This window comes from Streptomyces albicerus (assembly GCF_008905045.1).
In the GTDB taxonomy this organism is placed as follows: Bacteria; Actinomycetota; Actinomycetes; order Streptomycetales; family Streptomycetaceae; genus Streptomyces; species Streptomyces albicerus.
Map to the genome: position 1 here is coordinate 67,719 of NZ_VWMY01000019.1, position 20,089 is coordinate 87,807.

At 70.0% G+C, this 20,089-nt stretch carries 17 protein-coding genes; 10 read left to right on the top strand and 7 right to left on the bottom strand.

The features are described from left to right. Window positions 1-86 precede the first annotated feature (86 nt). On the top strand, window positions 87-1,652 hold the full coding sequence (locus tag GAS53_RS18555; RefSeq protein ID WP_225858988.1) for an FMN-binding glutamate synthase family protein: 1,566 nt from the start codon (window positions 87-89) through the stop codon (window positions 1,650-1,652). Window positions 1,653-1,862: 210 nt separating this feature from the next. Then, the gene (locus GAS53_RS18560) at window positions 1,863-2,960 is read left to right on the top strand and encodes a baeRF3 domain-containing protein (RefSeq protein ID WP_151478745.1); all 1,098 of its coding nucleotides are present in this window, start codon (window positions 1,863-1,865) and stop codon (window positions 2,958-2,960) included. Window positions 2,961-3,396: 436 nt separating this feature from the next. Here GAS53_RS18560 and GAS53_RS18570 read toward each other — a convergent pair whose 3' ends face one another. From GAS53_RS18570 to GAS53_RS18580, 3 genes are all read right to left on the bottom strand, one after another. Further along, window positions 3,397-3,768, bottom strand: a complete 372-nt coding sequence (locus GAS53_RS18570; protein WP_151478746.1) for an SgcJ/EcaC family oxidoreductase — start codon at window positions 3,766-3,768, stop codon at window positions 3,397-3,399. Window positions 3,769-3,793: 25 nt separating this feature from the next. Then, on the bottom strand, window positions 3,794-4,507 hold the full coding sequence (locus GAS53_RS18575; RefSeq protein WP_151478747.1) for an SDR family NAD(P)-dependent oxidoreductase: 714 nt from the start codon (window positions 4,505-4,507) through the stop codon (window positions 3,794-3,796). Window positions 4,508-4,677: 170 nt separating this feature from the next. Continuing rightward, window positions 4,678-5,607, bottom strand: a complete 930-nt coding sequence (locus GAS53_RS18580) for a LysR family transcriptional regulator (protein ID WP_151478748.1) — start codon at window positions 5,605-5,607, stop codon at window positions 4,678-4,680. A 236-nt stretch (window positions 5,608-5,843) separates the two neighbouring features. Between GAS53_RS18580 and GAS53_RS18585 the strand changes: the two genes are divergently transcribed. After that, window positions 5,844-6,146, top strand: coding sequence for a muconolactone Delta-isomerase family protein (locus tag GAS53_RS18585; protein WP_151478749.1), 303 nt, complete (start codon window positions 5,844-5,846; stop codon window positions 6,144-6,146). A 352-nt stretch (window positions 6,147-6,498) separates the two neighbouring features. Next, window positions 6,499-7,104, top strand: coding sequence for a GOLPH3/VPS74 family protein (locus GAS53_RS18590; protein WP_151478750.1), 606 nt, complete (start codon window positions 6,499-6,501; stop codon window positions 7,102-7,104). Between the two features lie 130 nt (window positions 7,105-7,234). Here GAS53_RS18590 and GAS53_RS18595 read toward each other — a convergent pair whose 3' ends face one another. Beyond that, complete coding sequence (locus GAS53_RS18595; RefSeq protein ID WP_151478751.1) at window positions 7,235-7,855, bottom strand: TetR/AcrR family transcriptional regulator; 621 nt, start codon at window positions 7,853-7,855, stop codon at window positions 7,235-7,237. A 368-nt stretch (window positions 7,856-8,223) separates the two neighbouring features. Here GAS53_RS18595 and GAS53_RS18600 point away from each other — a divergent pair, with 368 nt between their 5' ends. Continuing rightward, window positions 8,224-9,696 (top strand): PP2C family protein-serine/threonine phosphatase, encoded by a 1,473-nt coding sequence (locus GAS53_RS18600; protein WP_151478752.1) that lies wholly within the window; start codon window positions 8,224-8,226, stop codon window positions 9,694-9,696. Between the two features lie 91 nt (window positions 9,697-9,787). Here the strand turns inward: GAS53_RS18600 and GAS53_RS18605 are convergent, their stop codons facing one another. Next, on the bottom strand, window positions 9,788-11,287 hold the full coding sequence (locus tag GAS53_RS18605; protein WP_151478753.1) for a DNA-binding protein NsdB: 1,500 nt from the start codon (window positions 11,285-11,287) through the stop codon (window positions 9,788-9,790). A gap of 232 nt (window positions 11,288-11,519) precedes the next feature. Here GAS53_RS18605 and GAS53_RS18610 point away from each other — a divergent pair, with 232 nt between their 5' ends. Together GAS53_RS18610 and GAS53_RS18615 are read left to right on the top strand one after the other, a co-directional pair. Beyond that, window positions 11,520-12,662 carry an aminoglycoside phosphotransferase family protein gene (locus GAS53_RS18610; protein ID WP_151478754.1) on the top strand — a complete coding sequence of 381 codons (1,143 nt, stop codon included), beginning with the start codon at window positions 11,520-11,522 and terminating at the stop codon, window positions 12,660-12,662. 539 nt (window positions 12,663-13,201) lie between these two features. Further along, entirely contained in the window at window positions 13,202-15,205 is a 2,004-nt protein-coding gene (locus tag GAS53_RS18615; RefSeq protein ID WP_151478755.1) for an N-acetylmuramoyl-L-alanine amidase, read from the top strand. Between the two features lie 4 nt (window positions 15,206-15,209). Here GAS53_RS18615 and GAS53_RS18620 read toward each other — a convergent pair whose 3' ends face one another. Further along, window positions 15,210-15,575, bottom strand: coding sequence for a VOC family protein (locus tag GAS53_RS18620; protein ID WP_151478756.1), 366 nt, complete (start codon window positions 15,573-15,575; stop codon window positions 15,210-15,212). 96 nt (window positions 15,576-15,671) lie between these two features. Then, a complete protein-coding gene (locus GAS53_RS18625) occupies window positions 15,672-16,526 on the bottom strand; it encodes a (2Fe-2S)-binding protein (RefSeq protein WP_151478757.1) in 855 nt (284 codons plus the stop codon). A gap of 164 nt (window positions 16,527-16,690) precedes the next feature. Between GAS53_RS18625 and GAS53_RS55205 the strand changes: the two genes are divergently transcribed. From GAS53_RS55205 to GAS53_RS18640, 3 genes are all read left to right on the top strand, one after another. Next, window positions 16,691-16,924 (top strand): hypothetical protein, encoded by a 234-nt coding sequence (locus tag GAS53_RS55205; RefSeq protein ID WP_192583166.1) that lies wholly within the window; start codon window positions 16,691-16,693, stop codon window positions 16,922-16,924. Window positions 16,925-17,002: 78 nt separating this feature from the next. After that, the gene (locus tag GAS53_RS18635) at window positions 17,003-18,184 is read left to right on the top strand and encodes an ATP-grasp domain-containing protein (RefSeq protein ID WP_151478758.1); all 1,182 of its coding nucleotides are present in this window, start codon (window positions 17,003-17,005) and stop codon (window positions 18,182-18,184) included. After that, entirely contained in the window at window positions 18,181-20,085 is a 1,905-nt protein-coding gene (locus tag GAS53_RS18640) for an IucA/IucC family protein (RefSeq protein ID WP_404829252.1), read from the top strand. The genes GAS53_RS18635 and GAS53_RS18640 overlap by 4 nt, the downstream gene beginning before the upstream one ends. Window positions 20,086-20,089: the final 4 nt, after the last annotated feature.

Below are 20,089 nucleotides of genomic sequence, written 5' to 3' on the forward strand. Positions count from 1 at the left end.
CCGCAGATCTCCGGGGAACCCCGAACGGCATGTCTGCTTTCGCCTCCGTTCGCCTCATGGGTTTGACTCGTGGTGTGCGCCGGTTCATGTTGCTGCTGCTCGTCGCCCTCGCCGCGGCCGGGACGGTGGTCCTGTCGGTCGGCGTCTCACCCTGGTGGTGGTGCGCGGCGGGCATCCTGCTGGCACTGACCGTCCTCGGAGTCTGGGATCTGTGCCAGACCCGTCACTCGGTGCTGCGGAACTATCCGCTGCTCGGCCATCTGCGCTATCTGATGGAGACCCTGCGCCCTGAGCTTCAGCAGTACTTCATCGAGCGGAACTACGACGGGCGGCCGTACGACCGTGACGTCCGCAGCATCGTCTACGAGCGGGCCAAGGGCGTGGAGGCGGAGGAGCCGTTCGGCACCGAGCGGGACGTGTACGCCGACAGGCACGAGTTCCTGGTGCAGTCGATGCGCCCGGTCGAGCCGCCCCGGCAGGCTCCCACGGCGCGCGTCGGCGGCCCCGACTGCAAGCGGCCGTACGACATGGCCCTGCTGAACGTCTCCGCGATGAGCTTCGGCGCGCTGTCCTCGAACGCGATCCTGGCGCTCAACAAGGGCGCGGCGCTGGGTGGCTTCGCCCAGGACACCGGTGAGGGCGGGCTGTCGGAGTACCACCTGCGCCACGGCGGCGACCTGGTGTGGGAGATCGGCACGGGGTACTTCGGCTGCCGGACCGCCGACGGGGGCTTCGACGAGCGGGAGTTCGCGGACAAGGCGGCGCTGCCGGAGGTCAAGTGCGTGTCCTTGAAGCTGTCGCAGGGGGCGAAGCCGGGGATCGGCGGGGTGCTGCCGGGCGCGAAGGTCAACGCCGAGATCGCGGCGGCGCGTGATGTACCCGAGGGCGAGACCGTCATCTCGCCGCCGTACCACCGGGTGTTCTCGACACCTCGCGAACTCGTGCTCTTCCTCGCCCGGATGCGGGAGGCGGCAGGCGACAAGCCGACCGGCTTCAAGCTCTGTGTGGGTTCGCGGCGCCAGTTCCTCGCCGTGTGCAAGGCGATGCTCGCGGAAGGAGTGACGCCCGACTTCATCGTCGTCGACGGTTCGGAGGGCGGGACCGGGGCGGCGCCGCTGGAGTTCGCCGATCACATCGGTATGCCGCTCACGGAGGGATTGATGACGGTGCACAACGCCCTCGTCGGCGCCGGGTTGCGTGACCGCATCCGGATCGGCGCGAGCGGCAAGGTGGCCACCGGTACCGACATCGTGAAGCGGCTGCTCCAGGGCGCCGACTACACCAACGCCGCCCGCGCGATGATGTTCGCCGTCGGCTGCATTCAGGCACAGCGCTGCCACACCAACACCTGCCCGGTGGGCGTCACGACACAGGACCCGCGGCGCGTGCGCGCCCTGGACGTGGCGGACAAGGCCGAGCGCGTGCACCGGCTCCAGCGGGCCACCGTCGCCGCCGCCACGAAGATCATGGGAGCCATGGGCGTGCACGCGCCGGACGAGCTCGAGCCGGGCATGTTGATGCGTCGTACGGACCCCACGACCGTCCTGTCGTACGCCGAGCTGTACGAGTGGCTCGCGCCGGGCGTCCTCCTCGGCGAGCCGCCCGCGGCGTGGGATCCGGACTGGGTGGCGGCGGATCCGGACGCGTTCTGAGCCGGTGTTGCCTGTGACCGGAGCTCAGAGGTCGACCGGGTCCCGCACGATCGGGCACGTCACGCAGTGACCGCCGCCCCCGCCCGTGTGCGTCCTGGGGCAGGCGGGGAGGCGACGCGGTTGCCCGGCGACACCAACAACCAATTGCCCTGTTTGACCGATCGAGTTCCTCCGAGTGCCCGCTCACCGATTCGGCCCTATGGTGCATCTATGGAGCACGTTCTCAGCCCCACCACACTCACCGAGCTGCGCCGCCCGCGGCCCTATCCGGCCGTCTCGGTGCTCACGCCGACCCATCGCCGCGAGCCCGACAAGGCACAGGACCCCGTCCGGCTGCGGAATGTCCTGGCCGAGGCGAGGAAGCAGCTGGAAACCGACCCCGCGGTCACCCGTGAGCGTCGGATGGACGTCGTCGAGCAACTCGAGCAGGCGCTGGCAGAGGTCGATCTGGCTCACGCCGAGGACGGCCTCGCGATCTTCGCGGCACCCGGGGAGCACCAGGTGTGGTCGCTGGCCCGGTCCGTGCCGGAGCGCGTCGTCCTCTCCGACACCTTCCTGACCCGCAACCTCGTGGCCGCGCAGGCCGCCGAGCGTCCGTTCTGGGTGCTGGTCGTCTCCGCCGACCGGATCTCCCTGTGGAGCGGCGGCGCCGGCCATGTCGTCGAGACCGAGACTGCGGGCTTCCCTCTGACGCGGAGCCTGGAGGACCCGGACGTCGAGCGCAAGGAACGCGTCGGCGACGTGCCGAGCACCTTCAGCGACGAGCGGACGCGCCATTTCCTACGGGACGGCGACACCGCCCTCGGAAGCGTCCTGCAGGCCGACCCGCGGCCGGTGTACGTCGTCGGCGAGCAGGCCGCGCTCCCCCTCCTCGACGAAGTCGGCACCGTCACCAAGGACGCCGTCCATGTCCCGCACGGCGGCCTCGGGCACGCCGGCGCCGAAGCCGTATGGCAGGCGGTCCGCCCCCTCGTCACGGCCCAGGACCTGAAGAACATCGACACCGTGACACGGGAGCTCGAAACCGCCCGCGGGCGAAAGGAGTTCGCGGCGGGCGTCGACGAGGTGTGGCAGAACGCCAGCGCCGGCCGCATCCGACTGCTGGCCGTCGAGGAGAACTACCGCGTGACCGTACGCGACGACGCCGGCGACCATCTCGTCCCCGCCGCCAGCGACGACATCGACGCCCGCGACGACATCGTGGACGAGATCGTCGAACAGTGCCTGGACACCGGCGCACAGGTCCGCTTCGTCCCGGACGGCACCCTCGCCGACGCGGAGGGCATCGCCGGAGTGCTGCGCTACTGAGCCCGCGGGCTCGAGGCGTAAGAGCCGGAACCGGACGTACAAGGCCACCGTGCCGACGAGTCAGCCCCGTTCGGGGTTGAGCTCGTCCACGGCGGCCTTCGCGTCTCCCACGGCTGCCTCCGTCGAGGTGGTGTCGAAGCCGGAATGCCGCCCGCCGCACAGCGCTCGCCTCCCGTACTGATGGCTGTCCCGTCCCAGAGCGGCGCTTCCGGTCCGAGACCGGCGGCCTGCTCGCCGTCGTCGTGACCATCACCAACAAGACGGACGCACAGGCCTCGTACGCCGTGCGGGTCGACTTTCTCGACCCAGCCCCTCGCCGTCAGCCGCAAGTCCGCTGAGCCGGTACTGACGCCGAAGCTGGCCAAGGCGCAGCGGTACTGAAGTACCGGGGCACCGGACTCGTCCAGCGGCCGTCGGTGCAGCCGAGAACCAGGAACTAGCCGAGGCGCGAGACCTGGTAGTGGCTGATGCGCCAGCCCTCCTCTGCGCGCGTCACCAGCACGCCGAGGTTGACGCCGAGCGTGGGGCGGTCGGGAAACGAGAAGTCGACACTCAGATAGCCGAGTACGAGGTCGTCGGCGAGGCGTCTGGTTTCGAGAATCCGGTACGCCGCCGTCATGCCGACGGGCTGGGAGTCGTAGTAGTCCGCGATGCCCTGTCGCCCCACGCTGTAGGGGTGCAGTCCCTGGAAGATCGCTTCTTCGGTGAACAGGGAGGCGACGCGCCGCGGTTCGTGCTTGTCGACGGCGGCCTTCCACTCGTCGAGGACGACGCGCAGGATCGCGTCAGAGTCTGTCACGCTGTTCATCGGGGTTCTCCTGTCGGTGGAACCGTCAGTGGCCGGCACTCACGCCGCCGTCGACATGGAGGATCTCGCCCGTGACGAACGGGGCGTTCTCCAGGTAGATCACCGCGTCGACGATGTCGCTCTGCTCACCCATCCGCCCGACCGGGTGCAGGGCGGCGAGCGCCGCATGGGTCTCCTCGGGGTGCATGGGGGTCTTGATGGTGCCCGGGGAGACGGCGTTGGCGCGGATACCGCGGGTGGCGTACTCGATGGCGAGGGACTTGGTGGCGGACTGCAGACCGCCCTTGGTCAACGAGGCCAGCACGGAAGGGACGTTGGCGTCGGCGTTGTCGACCAGGCTGGTGGTGATGTTGACGATGTGACCGCCGCCCTGGGCGAGCATGTGCTCGACGGCCGGCTGGGTGATGCGGAAGAAGCCGGTGAGGTTCACGCCGGTCACCGTGGCGTAGTCGTCCTGGGTGTAGTCGGTGAAGGGCTTGGCGACGAAGACGCCCGCATTGTTGACCAGGGTGTCGATGCGGCCGAACCTCTCCACGGCGGCGGCGATGACACGTTCGGCGGTGGCGGGGTCGGCGATGTCGCCCCGGACGGTCAGGATGCCCGCGTCGTCGGCGGGGGCGATGGTGCGTGAGGTGGCGACGACCGCGTAGCCGAGCTTGCGGTATGCGTCGACCAGTCCGGCGCCGATGCCCTGCGATGCGCCGGTGATGACGGCGACCTTCTGGTGCTGAGAGCTCATGGTGACCTTCCTTTAAACCAGTGACCGGTACTAGCCGACCGGTCGACTATTTGGAAGGTAGATCGGTCCACTGGACACCGTCAAAGCTCAGCAGGGCTTCTCCCGGGACCTGTTTCCTCCCGTCTGGGAGGAGCAGGCTCTCAGCGCAGGTCAGCGCAGGTCAGCGCAGGTCAGCGCGGGAGTGCGTACGGGTCGTCGGCGGGCAGCCAGGCGTCCGGAGTGTGGATCCCGAGGTCCCCGACGCCGTCGCAGAGGGCATCGACGACGGCGAGGACCCCGGCACGCTCCTCGGTCCCGCGCCAGACCAGGGACCAGGTCCAGTACACCTTCGGCGCGACGACCTCGCGACGGACCAGGTCGGGCGGCAGCGCAGTGGTCTGCCCCTTGGGCGAGTTGATGACGGGTCGGCGGCAGCGGCGGACGTGGTCGAAGAAGGCGGGGCCGGTGATGGCTCCGTCGGAGATGCGCACCGCACGGGCCCCGGTGGCCCGCGTCAGTTCTTCGGCGTACATGTTCCAGGACGCCCAGGAGATGACGTCGTCGTCGATGAGGACATCGGTGTCCCGAGCGGGTACCTCCCCGGTGTCGATGCCCGTGGCAACGGCGTAGAGCCGGTCGGCGCCGATGAGCCGGGCCCGCAGACCGTGCCGCTCCAGGTCGTCGGACCGCACCCAGCACACGGCGAGGTCCAGGCTGCCGTCGGCGACCCGGGCGGCCTGGGTGTGGGAGGGCGCGATCCACGCGTCGATGTGGAGTTGGGCCACCGCGGAGGTGCGGGCGGTCAGGTCTGCCGGAAGCCAGTTGACGTAGCCGAGCCGTACCGGCTCCGATCCGGACAGCCGGCGGGCGCGGTGCCGGAGGTCGTCGGCCTGTTCAAGCAGGGCGCGTGTGTGCGGGAGCAGGGCGGAACCGGCCGGAGTGAGGGACACCGAACGGCGGTCGCGGTCGAAGAGGCGCACACCGAGGTCGCGTTCGAGCGCCTTGATCTGCTGGGACAGGGAAGGGCCGGCGATCAGGAGCCGCTCGGCCGCCCGGCCGAAGTTCAGCTCCTCGGCGACCGCCACGAAGTACCGCAGTTGGCGCAGCTCCACGCTCGCCATGCTACGTCCGGTGGGAGGCTGCACCTACCAGCAGAAAGGAAGCCGGTCGTGGCGTCCGGCCTGGTGGCGGGCGCACGCTGGCGAGAAACTCACCCGACGGCAGGTGACCCCGGCACCTCTCACCGACACCCGGGCAGACGGTCCGGCGGCCACCGCTCCGAAAACACAGGACACCACCAATCACCATCGCGGCGTTTCCGGTCCGCGCCGGACGCCCCACCGAGCGGAGCAGCACCATGCGAGAGTTCCTAGTGGAGATCACCACCACCGTCCCCGAAGGCACCGGCCAGGACGAGGTCGACCGGCGACGCGCCGCCGAAGCCGTACGCGCCAGGGAACTGGCAGCCGCCGGCCACCTGGCGCGGCTGTGGCGCCCGGTCGGCGAGCTGCGCAGCATCGGCATCTGGCGGGCCTCCGACGAGGAGGAGCTCCACGAAAAGGTGCTCGGCACGCTCCCGCTGCGCCCGTGGATGAGCCTCACGGTCACCGCGCTCCAGTCCCACCCCAACGATCCGGGCCGGACCGACGCCAGGCCGTGACGGCACACTTCCCGTGCGCACTCACCTTCGCCCTGTGGTCACGTCGCCCAGGCCGCCGCAGCCGCCTTCGTGCTGTGCATCGGCTGCGGCGCCCCAGGGTGGTCGTGCGGTGCGGCCTACCGGAACAACGTTCCGCACCGGCGGAAGCCCGCGCGGCCCAAGAGGGGAACAGTGCATGATGGAGCCGAGTCCCAAGCGGCCCACCGCTCGCGGCTCCCGTCCTCCCCGGACCTCGTCAGCGGCGCCTGGCCGGACCGGCCTCATGCTGTCCGTGTCCGGTCTCGCACCCGGTGCAGGCCGGCCCCACGTCGGTGTACCGCAACCGTGCCTTGGAAGTGGAGTGGAGCCCTTCATGACCACACCGCGGGACCTACTGTTGGTCACCATGGACCTGCCGGCCGACTCGCCCGTCGAGCAGGGCGACCTGTCGCTCGCTCTTGCCGGCGCCGAGTTGCTCGACCTCATCGACGCACACGCCCTCACGCTCGACGGCGACCGCATCGTGCCCGGCCCGCAATCGGCCATGGATGATCGTCTGTTGTACGAGGCAGCGTCGTCGCTCAGCCGGCAGGCGCCGTACGAAACCGTCGAGGACTGGCTGTGGCGCCGCGGCCGTGGGCTGTCCGCGGCCTATCTCGCAGTCCTGGAGGCGGAAGGCGGGGTCACCCGGCGGCGTCACCGCTGGATTCCCCTCCCGGAGGGCCGATCGACGCTGGTGGACTCACCGGCCCGGCGCCACGCGGCCGACCGCTGGGCGTCGGGCGAGCCCGTCCTCGCCGGTCTCGCAGCCGCCGTCCGGATCCACGGCGGGCCGGCCACGGACCGCGCCCGCCTCGCCGACGGCCCGGTCCTGACCGTACTGGCCACCGTCAACGACGCGGTCACGGAACTGGAAGCCGTGCGGCAACGGCGCCGCATCGAAGACGCGGCCTTCGACAACATCTGGCGAGGCCAGTGACCAGGCCACGGGCGGATGGCAAGCCGTGCCCACGACGCTGAGGCACTCACCGCATTCACTTGCCGGTTCACTGGTGCGTACGACCCTGGGGCGCTGAGGGGCATCGGCCACACCATGCCGCGTCCTGGTGTCAGACGCCGACCGCAGTCCCCTCCTGTGCGCGAGCGCCGAGCAGGGCCAGGCAGTTGGCCCACAGAGGGCTGAGCCACTGGGTGTTGTTGTAGAGCTTGGCGAACATCACCTGGCCTTCGAGCTGAGCGACGACGGCCCGTGCGGCGGCCCGGGTGTCGGTCACCGTGACTTCTTCGCGCTCAAGGGCCTGGGTGATGACCGAGTCGACCATCTCGACCTGCGCCTCGAAGATCTCCTGCAGTCGCGTGCGGACGGCCTCGGTCTGGTTGCTCATCTCCAGCGTGAGATTGCCGAACAGGCAGCCCGAGACGGTGCCGCAGTTCCGCTGTCCGGTGCGCTGGCCGGCCTCCGTCTCCTCGAACAGTCGCTGCAGCCGGTGCAGCGGCTGCGCGCCACCGTTCAGGATGCGCGCCCAGGTGCGCTTCTGGCCGGCCCAGTGCTCGTCGATGACGGCAAGCGCGAGAGCTTCCTTGGATTCGAAGAAGTAGTAGAAGCTGCCCTTGGGCACGCCGGCCGTCTTGCAGATCTCCGCCACGCCCAAGGCGGAGTAGCCACGCAGTTCAATGAGCGACTGCGCGGCGCTGAGGATCTTCTCCCGAGCGTCGCTGGTCCGTCCCATGGAGGAAGTCTACCGACCGGTCGACTACGCCTGCCGAAGTGACCCGAGTACCTCCGCGGGGGCCGGCCATCGCTGAGCGTCACGCACACCGGATCCCATCCCGCACACACGCTCGCCGAACATATGATTGGACAGGCGCTCCCCCATCACTGACACCCATCAACTTGCCTACGTCTTCTACGACTTGACCAGCGACGCCCGTACTGAATCCATCCGATCAGTATCCTCCGCAAGGACTGCGACATATGCCAGAGGCACCACCACATCGTGTGTTGCCAAATCCCTTACAGCGCGTCGCAGGCTGTGCAACAGTCGTAACCGGTCCTTCCCTCAGCCTTGGTCGTACCGTGCCTGTATCGGAGTACGTCATGCCGTCCCATCTCTCGGCGGACCACCCGGCCGCCCAGCCGCCTCCGCGCGGCTCGGTCGACGCGCTCATTTCGCAGACGCGTCGGCTGCGGGGCGAGGTGGATGCCGTACGGCGTGACGCGCCGGCCGACGGCGCGGACCCGGAGGGACGCTGGCAGCGCGCCCTGTGCGACCTTGCGGTGCATCAACTCAACGATCTCGACGAGCACTTGGCGCAGCTGAGGGACGGCCCGCCGCCCGTGCCGGTCGAGCACGAGGCGGCGGCCCTCACCGTGCGAGCCGTGCCGACCGCACCGGGGCAGGGCTCACTGCTCAGCCGGGTCGGCAGCGCCGAGTGGAACCTGCTGACGGACGAGGCGAGCTGGTCCGGCGAGCTCTACCAGATCCTCGGCCGCGACCCCGCCGCTCCCCCGCTCACCCTCGACGAACTGCCCTCCGTGGTGCTCGACGAGGACCGGCCGAGGCTGACGGCGATGGTCACGGACTGTCTCATCGACGCCAAGCCGATCGACGGCGAGTTCCGCATAGTCCGGCCCGACGGCGGCGTGCGGACCGTACACATGATGGGCGAGCCCGTGCTCGACGCCGACGGCAGCACCGCCTCGATGTGGGCGGTACTGAGAGACGTCAGCGAGCTGCGCCGCAGCCAGCGGACCGTCAGTGAGACCCGTGACTCGCTGCAGCACCAACGGCACTTCGCGCAGACCGAGCACCGGCTCGCGGTCGAGTTGCAGGAAGCCGTGCTGCCGCCGTGGCGCGGTTCCCTGCGGCTCCCGCACCAGGGACCGGAGACACTCGACCTGGCCGCCCGTTATCTGCCGTCGTCGACGAGTGCGCTGATCGGCGGCGACTGGTACGACGCCCTCGAACTGCCCGGCGGAGAAACGCTGTTGAGCGTCGGAGACCTCACCGGTCACGGCGTCACGGTCACCTCGGGCATGGCGATGATGATCGGCGCCCTGCGCGGCATGGCCGTGGCGGGCACCGAGCCCGGCCAGCTCATGGCGTGGCTCAACCAGTTACTCGACGCCTCGGTCCAGCCGGCCCTGGGCAGCGCGGTGTGCTGCCGCTACCGGCCCGAGACCCGCACGCTCACCTGGGCGCAGGCAGGACACCCCGCCCCGCTGCTGTTCCGCAACGGGACGGGGCGCATGCTCACGCCGCCGGACGGCGTCCTGCTCGGCGCCACCTCGGGTGCCGACTACGGGCAGGCCGAAGAGGCACTCGAACCGGGCGACCTGCTCCTCCTGCACACCGACGGACTGGTCCCCCGGCGATGGGGGTCCCCCGGCTCGGGCGACGCAGCCGAGAGCGCGGGAGACACCGCGGCCGTGAGCCGTCTCCTCGACCTGGCACCCCGCTTCGGCGAGGCACGCGCCGCACAGGACTGCGTACGGACGGTCGTGGAGGAGTTCGGTGAGACGGAGCGCGAGGACGACGCCTGCGTACTGATCGCCAGGGTTGCCACCTGACGTCGGCCCACAGCCGAAAACAGTCCCGGCGCTTGTTGGTTGATCTTGATTTATCGCTACGGCCGCTTGCCGATACAGCGGCATAAGCCCCCTATGCCCGTGAGCTGTTGCCGCCCCGGGTCTTCAACGCGCCCTTGGGCAGCGACAGTTTGATCTCCTCACGCAGGTCGTGGATCTTCGGATAGCTGGAGTACTGCCCGGTCAGCCGGTACATCTCACGCAGCCGGTCCCAGGTGCGATGGGAGGAGTTCGAGCCCATCGAGGTCAGGGCCAGGCGTGCGTACCGGTCGGCCTGTTCGGGGTCGTCGGCGATGAAGCAGGCGGACGCGAGCGAGATATGGTCGAAGATCTTCGACCGGTCCCGGCCCTTCTCCCGCAGCTCCAGCGCCTCCTTGGCGTGGCGCTGCGCGACGGCCGCCGCGGATGGTTCGTGCTCCGCGAGCGTCCGGTAGGCCAGGGCCTGCATCCCGTGCATGTCGGCCTCGTCGAACAATTGCATCCAACTCGGCGGCGGTACATCACCCTTGTCCGAGACGAAGAGGTCCTCCGCCTCCCCCAGGGTGCGCCGCATGGCCTGGCCCTTGCCCATGGACGCCTGTGCCCAGGCCTCGATGGTGTAGAGCATGGCCTGGGTGCGCGGCAGGACCTCGTCACCGGAGCCCGACTTGGCGAGCTTCATGAGGTCGAGCGCGTCGTCGGGCCGGCCGAGGTGCACCATCTGGCGGGCCGCTCGGGAGAGCGCCTCGCCGGCACGGGGCCGGTCGCCGCCTTCTCGGGCCGCGTGCGCGGCGATGATGAAGTACTTCTGAGCCGTGGGCTCCAGGCCGACGTCGTGCGACATCCAGCCCGCGAGGACGGCGAGGTTGGCGGCGACGCCCCACAGGCGTCGCTGCAGATGGTCAGGATGTCGGTAGGAGAGCATGCCTCCTACTTCGTTGAGCTGTCCCACGACAGCCTTGCGTTGCAGCCCGCCGCCGCGGGCCGCGTCCCAGGCCCGGAACACCTCGACCGAGCGCTCCAGTTCCTCGATCTCCTGCGACCCGATGGGGGCGGCCTCGTAGCGGTCGAACCCAGCGGGGTCGGCATGCAGGGGATTGTCGATGTCAGGGGCGTCGGCCGTCAGGGCCGGATCGGTGTGCAGCCAGTCGTGCATGGCGCTGCTGAGTGCGGATCCTGCGGCGAGCGCGGCGCCCGCGCCCACCAAGCCGCGTCGGTTGAGCATGAGGTCCATTCCCGTGAATTCGGTGAGGACCGCGGCGGTTCGCTCGGGCGCCCACGGCACTCCGTCGGGATGTTCCACACTCCCGCCGCCCTGCCGTTTCCCCGTGCGCCCGTGCCGGACCAGACCGAGATCCTCAATGGTCACGACACGGCCGAGTCGCTCGGTGAACAGTGCTGCCAGCACCCGCGGCACCGGATCGCGCGGGATCTCTCCCATGTCGATCCACCGCCGCACCCTTGAAGTGTCGGTCGCCAGCTGGGGGTGGCCCATGGCCGCCGCCTGCCGGTTGACCATCCTCGCGAGTTCCCCCTTGGACCAGCCGGCCAGGCCGAACAGGTCCGAAAGGCGGGTGTTGGGTTGTCCGCTCACGTCAAGCCCCCAGGTTCTCGGCTGAGTTGACAGTAACCGTCTGTCAGTTGCTCCGGGACTATTCGCCAGGGTTCGCCAGGGCACGCCAGATGGTGTGCCACTGGGCATCGGGTGTCAGGTAGGAACGCGCCACCCCGACCCGGTCGCCGAAGGGACATTCCCCAGGGTGCACCAGGGCGACCGGGGCGGGTAGCGCGGCAATCGCAGGCACACGAAGGGATCTGTTTCGCCCATGTACGCAGCATCGTCCTCCGTGTCCGCTCCGCCCCGGTCGCTGCACGCCCGCCCGGCCGGCAGCGGCCCCTACCTCGACCCCGCGCGCCCCGCGGCGGCCCCCGTGCTCGGTGCCGGTCGGACTCGGCGCGTTCCGGGGCTCGGCACCCAACCGCTCAGCGGGAGACTCGACTTGTCCGGCCCTCAGGGCGCGCAGCTGCGCACGGCGATCGCGTCGGTGCACCGGATCTGTCCGGAGTTCGCTCCGGTGCAGGTGCTGCGCCGCAGCGGCCGCTCCGTGCTCCTTGTCGGCACGACAGGACGCAGCACCGCCGTAGCCAAGTGTTTACTGGACCACTCCCCAGTGTGGGCCGAGCGGATCCGCCATGAAATAGCGGCATACCGCTCGTTCGTGCGGCACCGGCCTCCGGTGCGGGTGCCGCGCCTGATCGCGGCGGACCCGGACAACTGCACGCTGGTGATCGAGCGGATGCCGGGACGGGTGGCGGCGCTGCAGCGGCATCCGGCGGAGTCCCCGCCGCGCGCGGACATCAGGGCGGCGCTTGGCGCGATCTGCCGGCTCAACGCATGGCGTCCGCCGGCGGGCACGTTCGAGGCCCCGCTGGACTACGCGGCGCGGATCTCCCGGTATCACGAGCTGGGTCTGCTCACCGACCGGGACATGGGCGATCTGCAGAAGCTGGTGCACGGCATCGCGCACTCGGCGGGCCGCCAGGGCATGGGCCAGTTCTGCCACGGCGACGCTCTCCTGTCAAACATCCTTCTCTCACCGGCCGGTCCAGTGCTGGTGGACTGGGAGCACGCGGGCTGGTATCTGCCGGGGTACGACCTGGCGACACTGTGGGCGGTCCTCGGGGACGCGCCCGTCGCCCGGCGGCAGATCAGCCAGCTCGCTCAGTCGGCGGGACCCGCAGCGCGCGACGCGTTCCTGGTGAACCTGATGCTCGTCCTCACCAGGGAGATCCGTACGTACGAGACGGCCGTGCAGCGTTCGATGCACGAGGCGACCCCGGCGGCACCGGGACCGGCCCACCCGGGTGCTGCGCCGTCCGGCGAGGAACAGCGGCTGCTGCTGAGGCGGCTGCACGACGACTGCCAGATGGCCCGCAGGGCCGTTCGAGCGGCGGTCGGCACTCGCTGACGGGGATGGTGGTCCGCGGTGCGCCTGGGACAGCGGCGCATCGCGGACCTTCGTCATGCCAAGATCCCGGCTGCCCGGTGCGGGGAGCGTGGCGGATCGGCCTCCTGGACACCAGCGCCCCACAGACGCGAGACAGACGCTTCGTTGCTGGGAAGCCTGTGATGCCGGGAGGCCCGTGGTGCCGGGAGGCCCGTGGTGCCGGGAGGCCCATAGCAGCCCGTGATGCCGGGGAGGCCCGTGGCCCGATGCCGGTGGATCGGCTGCCCGATGACGGCCAGTCCGCAAGACCAGGGCCGGGGAGCCCGACGGCCGCGACCGCCTTGCTTCGGCGAGGGCGTTCCCCCGAACAAGGCACAGGTCCACTCCACTGACGCCCCGCAGGCCCGCCCACTGCCGCCGCGAAACCCTCGATACCCGCCGCTGACATGGGAAATCGCCTGCCCGTGGGCATGATTGACGGATCGTCGGAGAGCCGGTACCACTGACGCACGCCCGGCCCCGCACGCACCATCGCGCTCGATCGTCCCAGGAGGCCTGCCTTGCGAGGATCCGCCACCGCCGCCACCGACTCCAGCCCTTCCGCCGGGAACAGACGCGCGCGCAGGGCCGCGGGTGCCGTCGCCTCGGCTGCGCTGCTGCTGCCGCTGCTCGGCGCCGCCCCCTCCGACAGCAGCACGTCAGTGCCCTCGGCGCGTCTGCAGAGTGCCTTTGCCGCCGCCTCGGCCGAGTACGACGTGCCGCAGAGTGTGCTCCTCGCCGTCTCCTATGTGCAGTCCCGCTGGGACGCGCACGACGGGGCGCCGAGTGTCACGGGTGGCTACGGACCGATGCATCTGACCGACGCGCGCACCGCGATCGCCCGGACCGTGGCACCGCACCACAGCGACGGCACGGAGGACGCGCGCGGCGACGACTCACGCGCGACTCTGCTCCCGGAATCGCCGGAAGCGAAGGCCCCGGAGAACGCTCAACTCCCGGCCCGGCTCAAGACGTTGACGAAGGCGGCCGAACTGACCGGCATTCCGGCGGAGCAACTGCGCACGGACGCGGCGGCCAACGTGGCGGGTGGTGCCGCACTGCTGGCCGCCGCCCAGAAGCAGCTCGGCGAGCCGCTCAGCGACGACGCGGCCGACTGGTACGGGGCGGTGGCACGCTACTCGGGCGCCGACGACACGACGACAGCGGCGACGTACGCCGCTGACGTATTCGACGTGATCCGCCGGGGTGGGCAGCGCACGACGGACGCGGGCCAGCAGATCGCGCTGGCATCGCAGCCACAACTGCGCCCGGACACTGCCCAGTTGAAGCAGGCGGGGCTGCGAGGGGCCAACGCGGACGGGACCGAGTGCCCGGCGACCGTGTCGTGCGAGTGGATTCCGGCGCCGTACGAGGAGTTCGGCGACGGGGACTACGGCAACCACGATCTGGGCGACCGGCCCAAGTCCCAGAGCATCGAGTACATCGTCATCCACGACACCGAGGCGACCTGGGACACGACTCTCAAGTTGGTCCAGGATCCGGCCTATGTGTCGTGGCAGTACTCGCTGCGCTCCACCGACGGGCACATCGCCCAGCACGTGAAGGCCAAGGATGTCGCCTGGCACGCGGGCAACTGGTACGTCAACGCCAAGTCGATCGGGCTGGAGCACGAGGGGTTCCTCGCGGCGCCGGACGCCTGGTACACGGAGGAGATGTACCGGACGTCGGCGCGGCTGGTGAAGTACCTCGCGAAGAAGTACGGCATCCCGTTGGACCGGCAGCACATCCTCGGCCACGACACGGTGCCGGGACCGACGACGGCGACCATCCCGTCGATGCACACCGACCCGGGCCCGTACTGGGACTGGCAGCACTACTTCACGCTGCTGGGCAAGCCGCTGCGCGCCACGCCCGGATCGAACGGCGGGCTGGTGACCGTACTCCCCCAATTCACCAAGAACCAGCCGGAGTTCACGGGATGCGTCACCGCGGGCGAGGCCTGCGCGGCGCACGGATCAAGCGCCGTACGGCTCTACACCCGGCCCAGCGAGGACGCCCCTCTCGTCAAGGACGTCGGTCTGCGGCCCAAGGGCGAGGACTCCACGACCGATGTGAACGACGTGGGCTCGCGCGTCTCCACCGGCCAGCGGTACGCGGTCGCCGGACGTGACGGCGACTGGACGGCGGTCTGGTACCTGGGGCAGAAGGCCTGGTTCAAGAACCCCAAGAGGCAGCCGACAGCGGTGAACGCGGCCGGTCTCGTCGTGAAGCCCAAGGCGGGTCTGGCGGAGATCCCCGTATACGGGCGCGCGTACCCGGAGAAGGAGGCCTACCCGGAGGGTGTGCCCGTCCAGGCGGTTTCGCCGCTGCCGTACAAGCTCCTCGAAAAGCAGAAGTACGCCGTCGGCGACAAGGTGCCGGGCGAGTACTTCTACGCCCCGACGTTCGACACGACGCCGCATCGGGTGGTGCGCGGCTCGGACATGTACTACGAGATCCAGTTCGGGCACCGGGTGGCGTTCGTGCGAGCCGCCGATGTGCGGGTGATGCCGTCCGCTTCGTAGGCCGTCACTTCGGCGGCTGGTGCAGTCCGAACGGGGAGCCCTGGTCGTCGCGGCACAGTTTGAACCGGCCGAACCGGGCGGCCGTCTCCTCACTGTCGCCGCCGCCCTCGCCCAGCTCCTCCACCGTGCCACCCAGGTCACGGACCCGGGCGACGGCGGCGTCGAGGTCATCCACCCGGAAGAAGAGGTAGGGGGAGGCTCCGGCGTCGCCACCGTGCATACCGCCCGGCACTCCGTCGGTGGTGATGGCGAAGCCTCCGCCCTCGGACGTGCCGGGTTCGAAGGTCCAGCCGAGGAGGGTTCCGTAGAAGGCGCGGCCCCGCTCGGGGTCGGCCACGCCGATTTCGAAGAAGGTCGGTTCGCCCGTCATCGTGCGTCTCCTGTCGTGAGACATGTACCGGCCGCCTGAAGCCACCGTACGCGGGAGGGTACGCCGGCGCCCGCCGTACGGCTCGTGTGGCGGAACTCAGCCCTTGAGTCGGCGCAGCCGTTCCGCGTCGCAGGTGCGCGGGCAGGTGGCGCAGGCCTCGGCCGGGCGGATCGTGTAGTAGAGGCAGCAGCCCATGCGGGTGCGGGTCGGGTGCTGCCGGCCGTCGCCGTCGGTGAGGTCGCGGAAGTCGGCGCCGCCGGGGAAGGGCGGGACGGCGGAGGGCAGCAGCGAGGTCGCGGCCCGTACGGCGTCGGGCTCCTGGCCGAGCATGCGGCCGAGGTACCAGATGCCGGAGACGAGGTCGTCGGTGACCATGCCCCACAGGGCGCGCGGGCCGCGCCGGATGTGCGGGGCGATCGCGGAGAGCAGCGGTTCCATGTGGTCGGCGATCGCCACCCTCAACTCAGCCCGGAGAGCCTCCTCGTGAGGGGCCGTCAGCACGCCGGGGAGTGCGGCGACAGGATCGCCCGGGAGGCAGGCGAGGTCCGGTCCCGGGCTGATCTCGAAGACAGCGGTCGCCAGGTCGAGGCGTACGTCCTCGGGGTGAATCCGCGGCACCCTGCCCGTGAGGTACCAGACGCCGCTCATCAGCAGGCCGACCGACCACACGTAGTCGTGGAGGGCACGCGAGGCGGCGACGTCCCGGCGCGGGGTGTGGTCGTAGCGTTCCTCAATGCGAGCGGCCTCGGCTTCGACGAAGGCGTTGAGGGCTTCCTGATTCTCCGTCAACTCGATGCCGCTCACACCCTTTTGGGTGCGGCCCGGCTCAGGGTCGGCCACCCGTACCGTCAACGCCGGGCACACTTCGGCCAGTTGTCGATACGTGCCCGCGAGAAGGCGGGACACGGACGTGGCTGCACCGGTCGACACGGTCTCCAGGGCCACGGTCATCGGAACTCCTGATACATGGGGGGCAACGCGAGCAGAAGAGGTAAGCCTTACCTTAGTATAGAGATCGCCAACAGCAGTGCGTGACCGCACCTCCCGAACAGCGATCAAGGGAGGTGCACGTCACCGTGCCTCCACAGCTGGTTGAAAAGTAAAATATGCCTAACTTGACCTCACGCATTGTGACTGCGACCGAACAGGCCGCACCTGCGGGTGTGCCCGTTGTCGTCGCCACCTTCGCGCCGCACCCCAACCGCCTTGCCGAGTATGTGTGGTTCGCGTTCGCCGGTCCGACGGGTGCGGCGGTGCTCACCCAGGCGCCGGCGCGTCGATCGGGTGACGTCGGTCCCGTACGTCTCGCGCTCGGCGAGGCCACCGGTATGGGGCTCCCGAGTAGGTAACTCCCGCTGACCGGAGCGGGCCTCCGCCACCGGCCCGCCCCTCAACCTCCCACTCACGAGCGGACGTTGTCCCTGCCCATGCGCTTGTATCTGCTTGCCCTCAATCCGACCGACTCCGTCACCGAGGGGTTCCTGCCCGCCGCGGCGCGGCTCGGCCTGGACGTCACTGTCCTGACCGACCAGCCGGACGCCCACCGGCGCACATATCCGGGGATCGAGATCCTGAAGTGCGACGTACGCGACTTCCGCTCCGTCGTCACCCGGATCTCGACCCACCACCGCCCCGACGCGGTCTTCACCAACAGCGACCATCTGCAGACCCAGGCCGCCCTGGCCGCCGACTACTTCGGCCTGCCCGGCAAAGACTGGTCGGTCACCCTGCGGGCCAAGGACAAGGCCGAGATGCGTCGCCATCTCGCCGCCACCGGCGCGGACGCGGTGTGGGCGGCGGAAGTCACCGATCCCGCCGACCTGACCGCGCTCGACGTGCCGTACCCCTGCGTCGTCAAGCCTCGCGAGGGCGTGGCCAGCGAGGACGTCGTGCTGGCCGACGGTCCTGAGGAGCTGGTGGCGCACTGCGCGGAGATCCAGAGCCGTCGCTCGGGGGCCGCCCTGGTCGTCGAGGAGTATCTGCCCGGTGAGCTCTACACCCTGGAGACGCTCGGCGACGGTCACGTCCGCCATGTCCTGGGCGGTTTCCACACCGAGGTGTCACCGCCGCCGTACTTCATCGAGGAACGGCTGACCTTCGTCACGGCCCATCCCGACCCGGTCGTCTCCCAGGTGCTGGCCCAACTCGACGCGCTCGGCGTCGGATTCGGCGCCTGCCACACCGAATTCGTGGTCCACGAGGGCCGGGCACGCATCATCGAGGTCAACTACCGGGCCATCGGCGACCAGTGCGATCTGCTGCTCGCCAGGCTGCTGGAGATCCCGCTCTTCGAGCACATCCTCCGTACGCACCTGGGTGAGCGCCTGCCCGCGGACCTGGGTGTGAGACGCGACGGCGCAGCCCGTCTGGAGTATCCCTACGCCGAGAGCGGCGGGACGCTCATCGCGGCCCCCGCCGCCGTGGAACTGACCGTTGACGGCGTGCAGTTGACGTACCGTCCACTTCGCGAGATCGGGGAGCGGCACGAGCTGTATCGCACCAATCGCGACTTCCTCGGCGTGCTGCGGGCCATGGGTACCGATCAGGCGGCCGTGGACAAGGCGGTGGCCGAGTTCCTGGCCGGGCAGTGGTGGGAGATCCAGCGGTGACGGCCGCGACCACATCGGTCTCCGAGGTGGCAGACGCCGCCGAGGCCGAGTTGATGATCCGGGTGCTCAGCGCTCTGCTGCGCGAGGACGTGGTCGGCTTGCGCACGCGCAGCACCCGCGTCGAACGGCCGGACGGGGCCTGGCTGCGGCGGGCCGACGGCCACGGGCAGGCCCTGCTCATGCCCGTCACCGAGGACGGGTTCCAGTGTGCGTACGCGGCCCGACTGCCCTTGCTCGTAAAGGAGTCCCTCGCAGGGGAATCCGAGGAAGCGGCTCCTCTCCGGCAAGAGACATACGAAACGTGCGACGCCGTCCTCGCCGCGCTGCGCGCCCTCGCCGAACCGGCCGACCACGACGGATTCGACGCCTTCGCCGAGGAGTGCCGCCAGACGCTGGCCACCATGCGGATGCACACATCGGCTCGTGCGCAGGTGACCAAGCGGCTGACGGAGCGTCATGGTCCAGCTCCGGCTCAGTGGACGGGGCTGATCGGCGCGCTGGCGTTCGACACGCTCGCAGCCCACCTGGACCATCCCGTCTACCCGACCGCGCGCGGCCGCTCCGGTCTCGCCGAGGAGCAACTACGGGCGTACGCACCGGAGTTCCACCCTAGTTTCGCGCTGCGCTGGCTGGCCCTGCCTCGGGAGGCGGTCACGGGGGCGTTTCCGGACGGCTGGCCCACGCCCGCGCTGCTCGGTCTGGCTGATCTCGACCGCACTCACGTGGCTCTGCCCATACATCCGTTGACCGTCGGCGCCCCGCTCGAGGGTGCCCTGCGTGCCACGGGGCTGGCGGACCACGCAGTGCTCGCCGACCGTGCGCACCTCAACGCCGTGCCGACCCTGTCGATGCGCACCGTGGCCCTGTCCGCCGATCCGTCACTGCACGTCAAACTGCCCCTGGCCACCGCCACGTTGGGGCTGCGCAACCGGCGGACCATCAAGCCCGGCACACTCGTCGACGGGGCCGCCGGGCAGCGTCTGATCGAGGAGGTCGTCACCCGCGAGCCACGCTTCCAGGACACGATCCTGCACGCCGACGAGAGCGTGTACGCGCACGCCGGGCACGAACTGCTCGCCGCGCTGTTCCGGCGCTACCCCGCCGGTCTCGAGAACTCCGTCGTCGTCCCCATGGCCGCGCTGCTCGCGGAAGCCCCTAACCCTGGCTCTGGTCCGCGCTCCGGCCCCAGCCCCAGCCCTGGCTCTGACTCTGGCTCTGGCTCTGGCTCTGGCTCTGGCTCTGGCGGACGGATGGTTGTCGATCACCTCGCCGACCGCTTCTACGGCGGCGATCCGCTCGCCCTGCTGGACGCCTGTCTGACCCTGCTCTTCGACTGGCAGACCACGCTGTTCGGGTACGGGATCGCGCTGGAGTCGCATCAGCAGAACGTCTCGCTGGTCCTCGACCGGCAGGTCGACGGTCGTACGCGGCTACGGCTACTGTTGCAGGACAACGACGGGCCGCGCATCAACACCCGGCGGTTGCGTGAGCGATTGGGCGGGCGGCTGGGTGATGACGCTCCCGGTCCGCGCGACTTCGACGACGCACGGATCTTCAGCGAGAGCGACCAGCCGGTCATCGACCTCTTCACCACGATCACGGTCCATCTGTGCGCGGGCGCCTACGCGTTCGGGCTCGCCCGGCACGGTCGCGCTCCCCTGCCGGTGCTGCTGCGGCTCGTACGCGACCGACTCGCCGAGGCGGTCGAGCGGCTCGGAACGGGAGCGGGCGAGCCCGGTGCCGTACTGCGGGCCCAGGTGCTGGATGCGCCGCGGCTTCCGGTCAAGGCGATGGTCACCGCGGGAACCCTGCTCACCAAGGAACGCTCGGGCGCGGCGGACATCAACAAGCACTACACCAGCGGCCCCAACTACCTTCTGCAGGGCGGGGATTCGGCATGAGCGC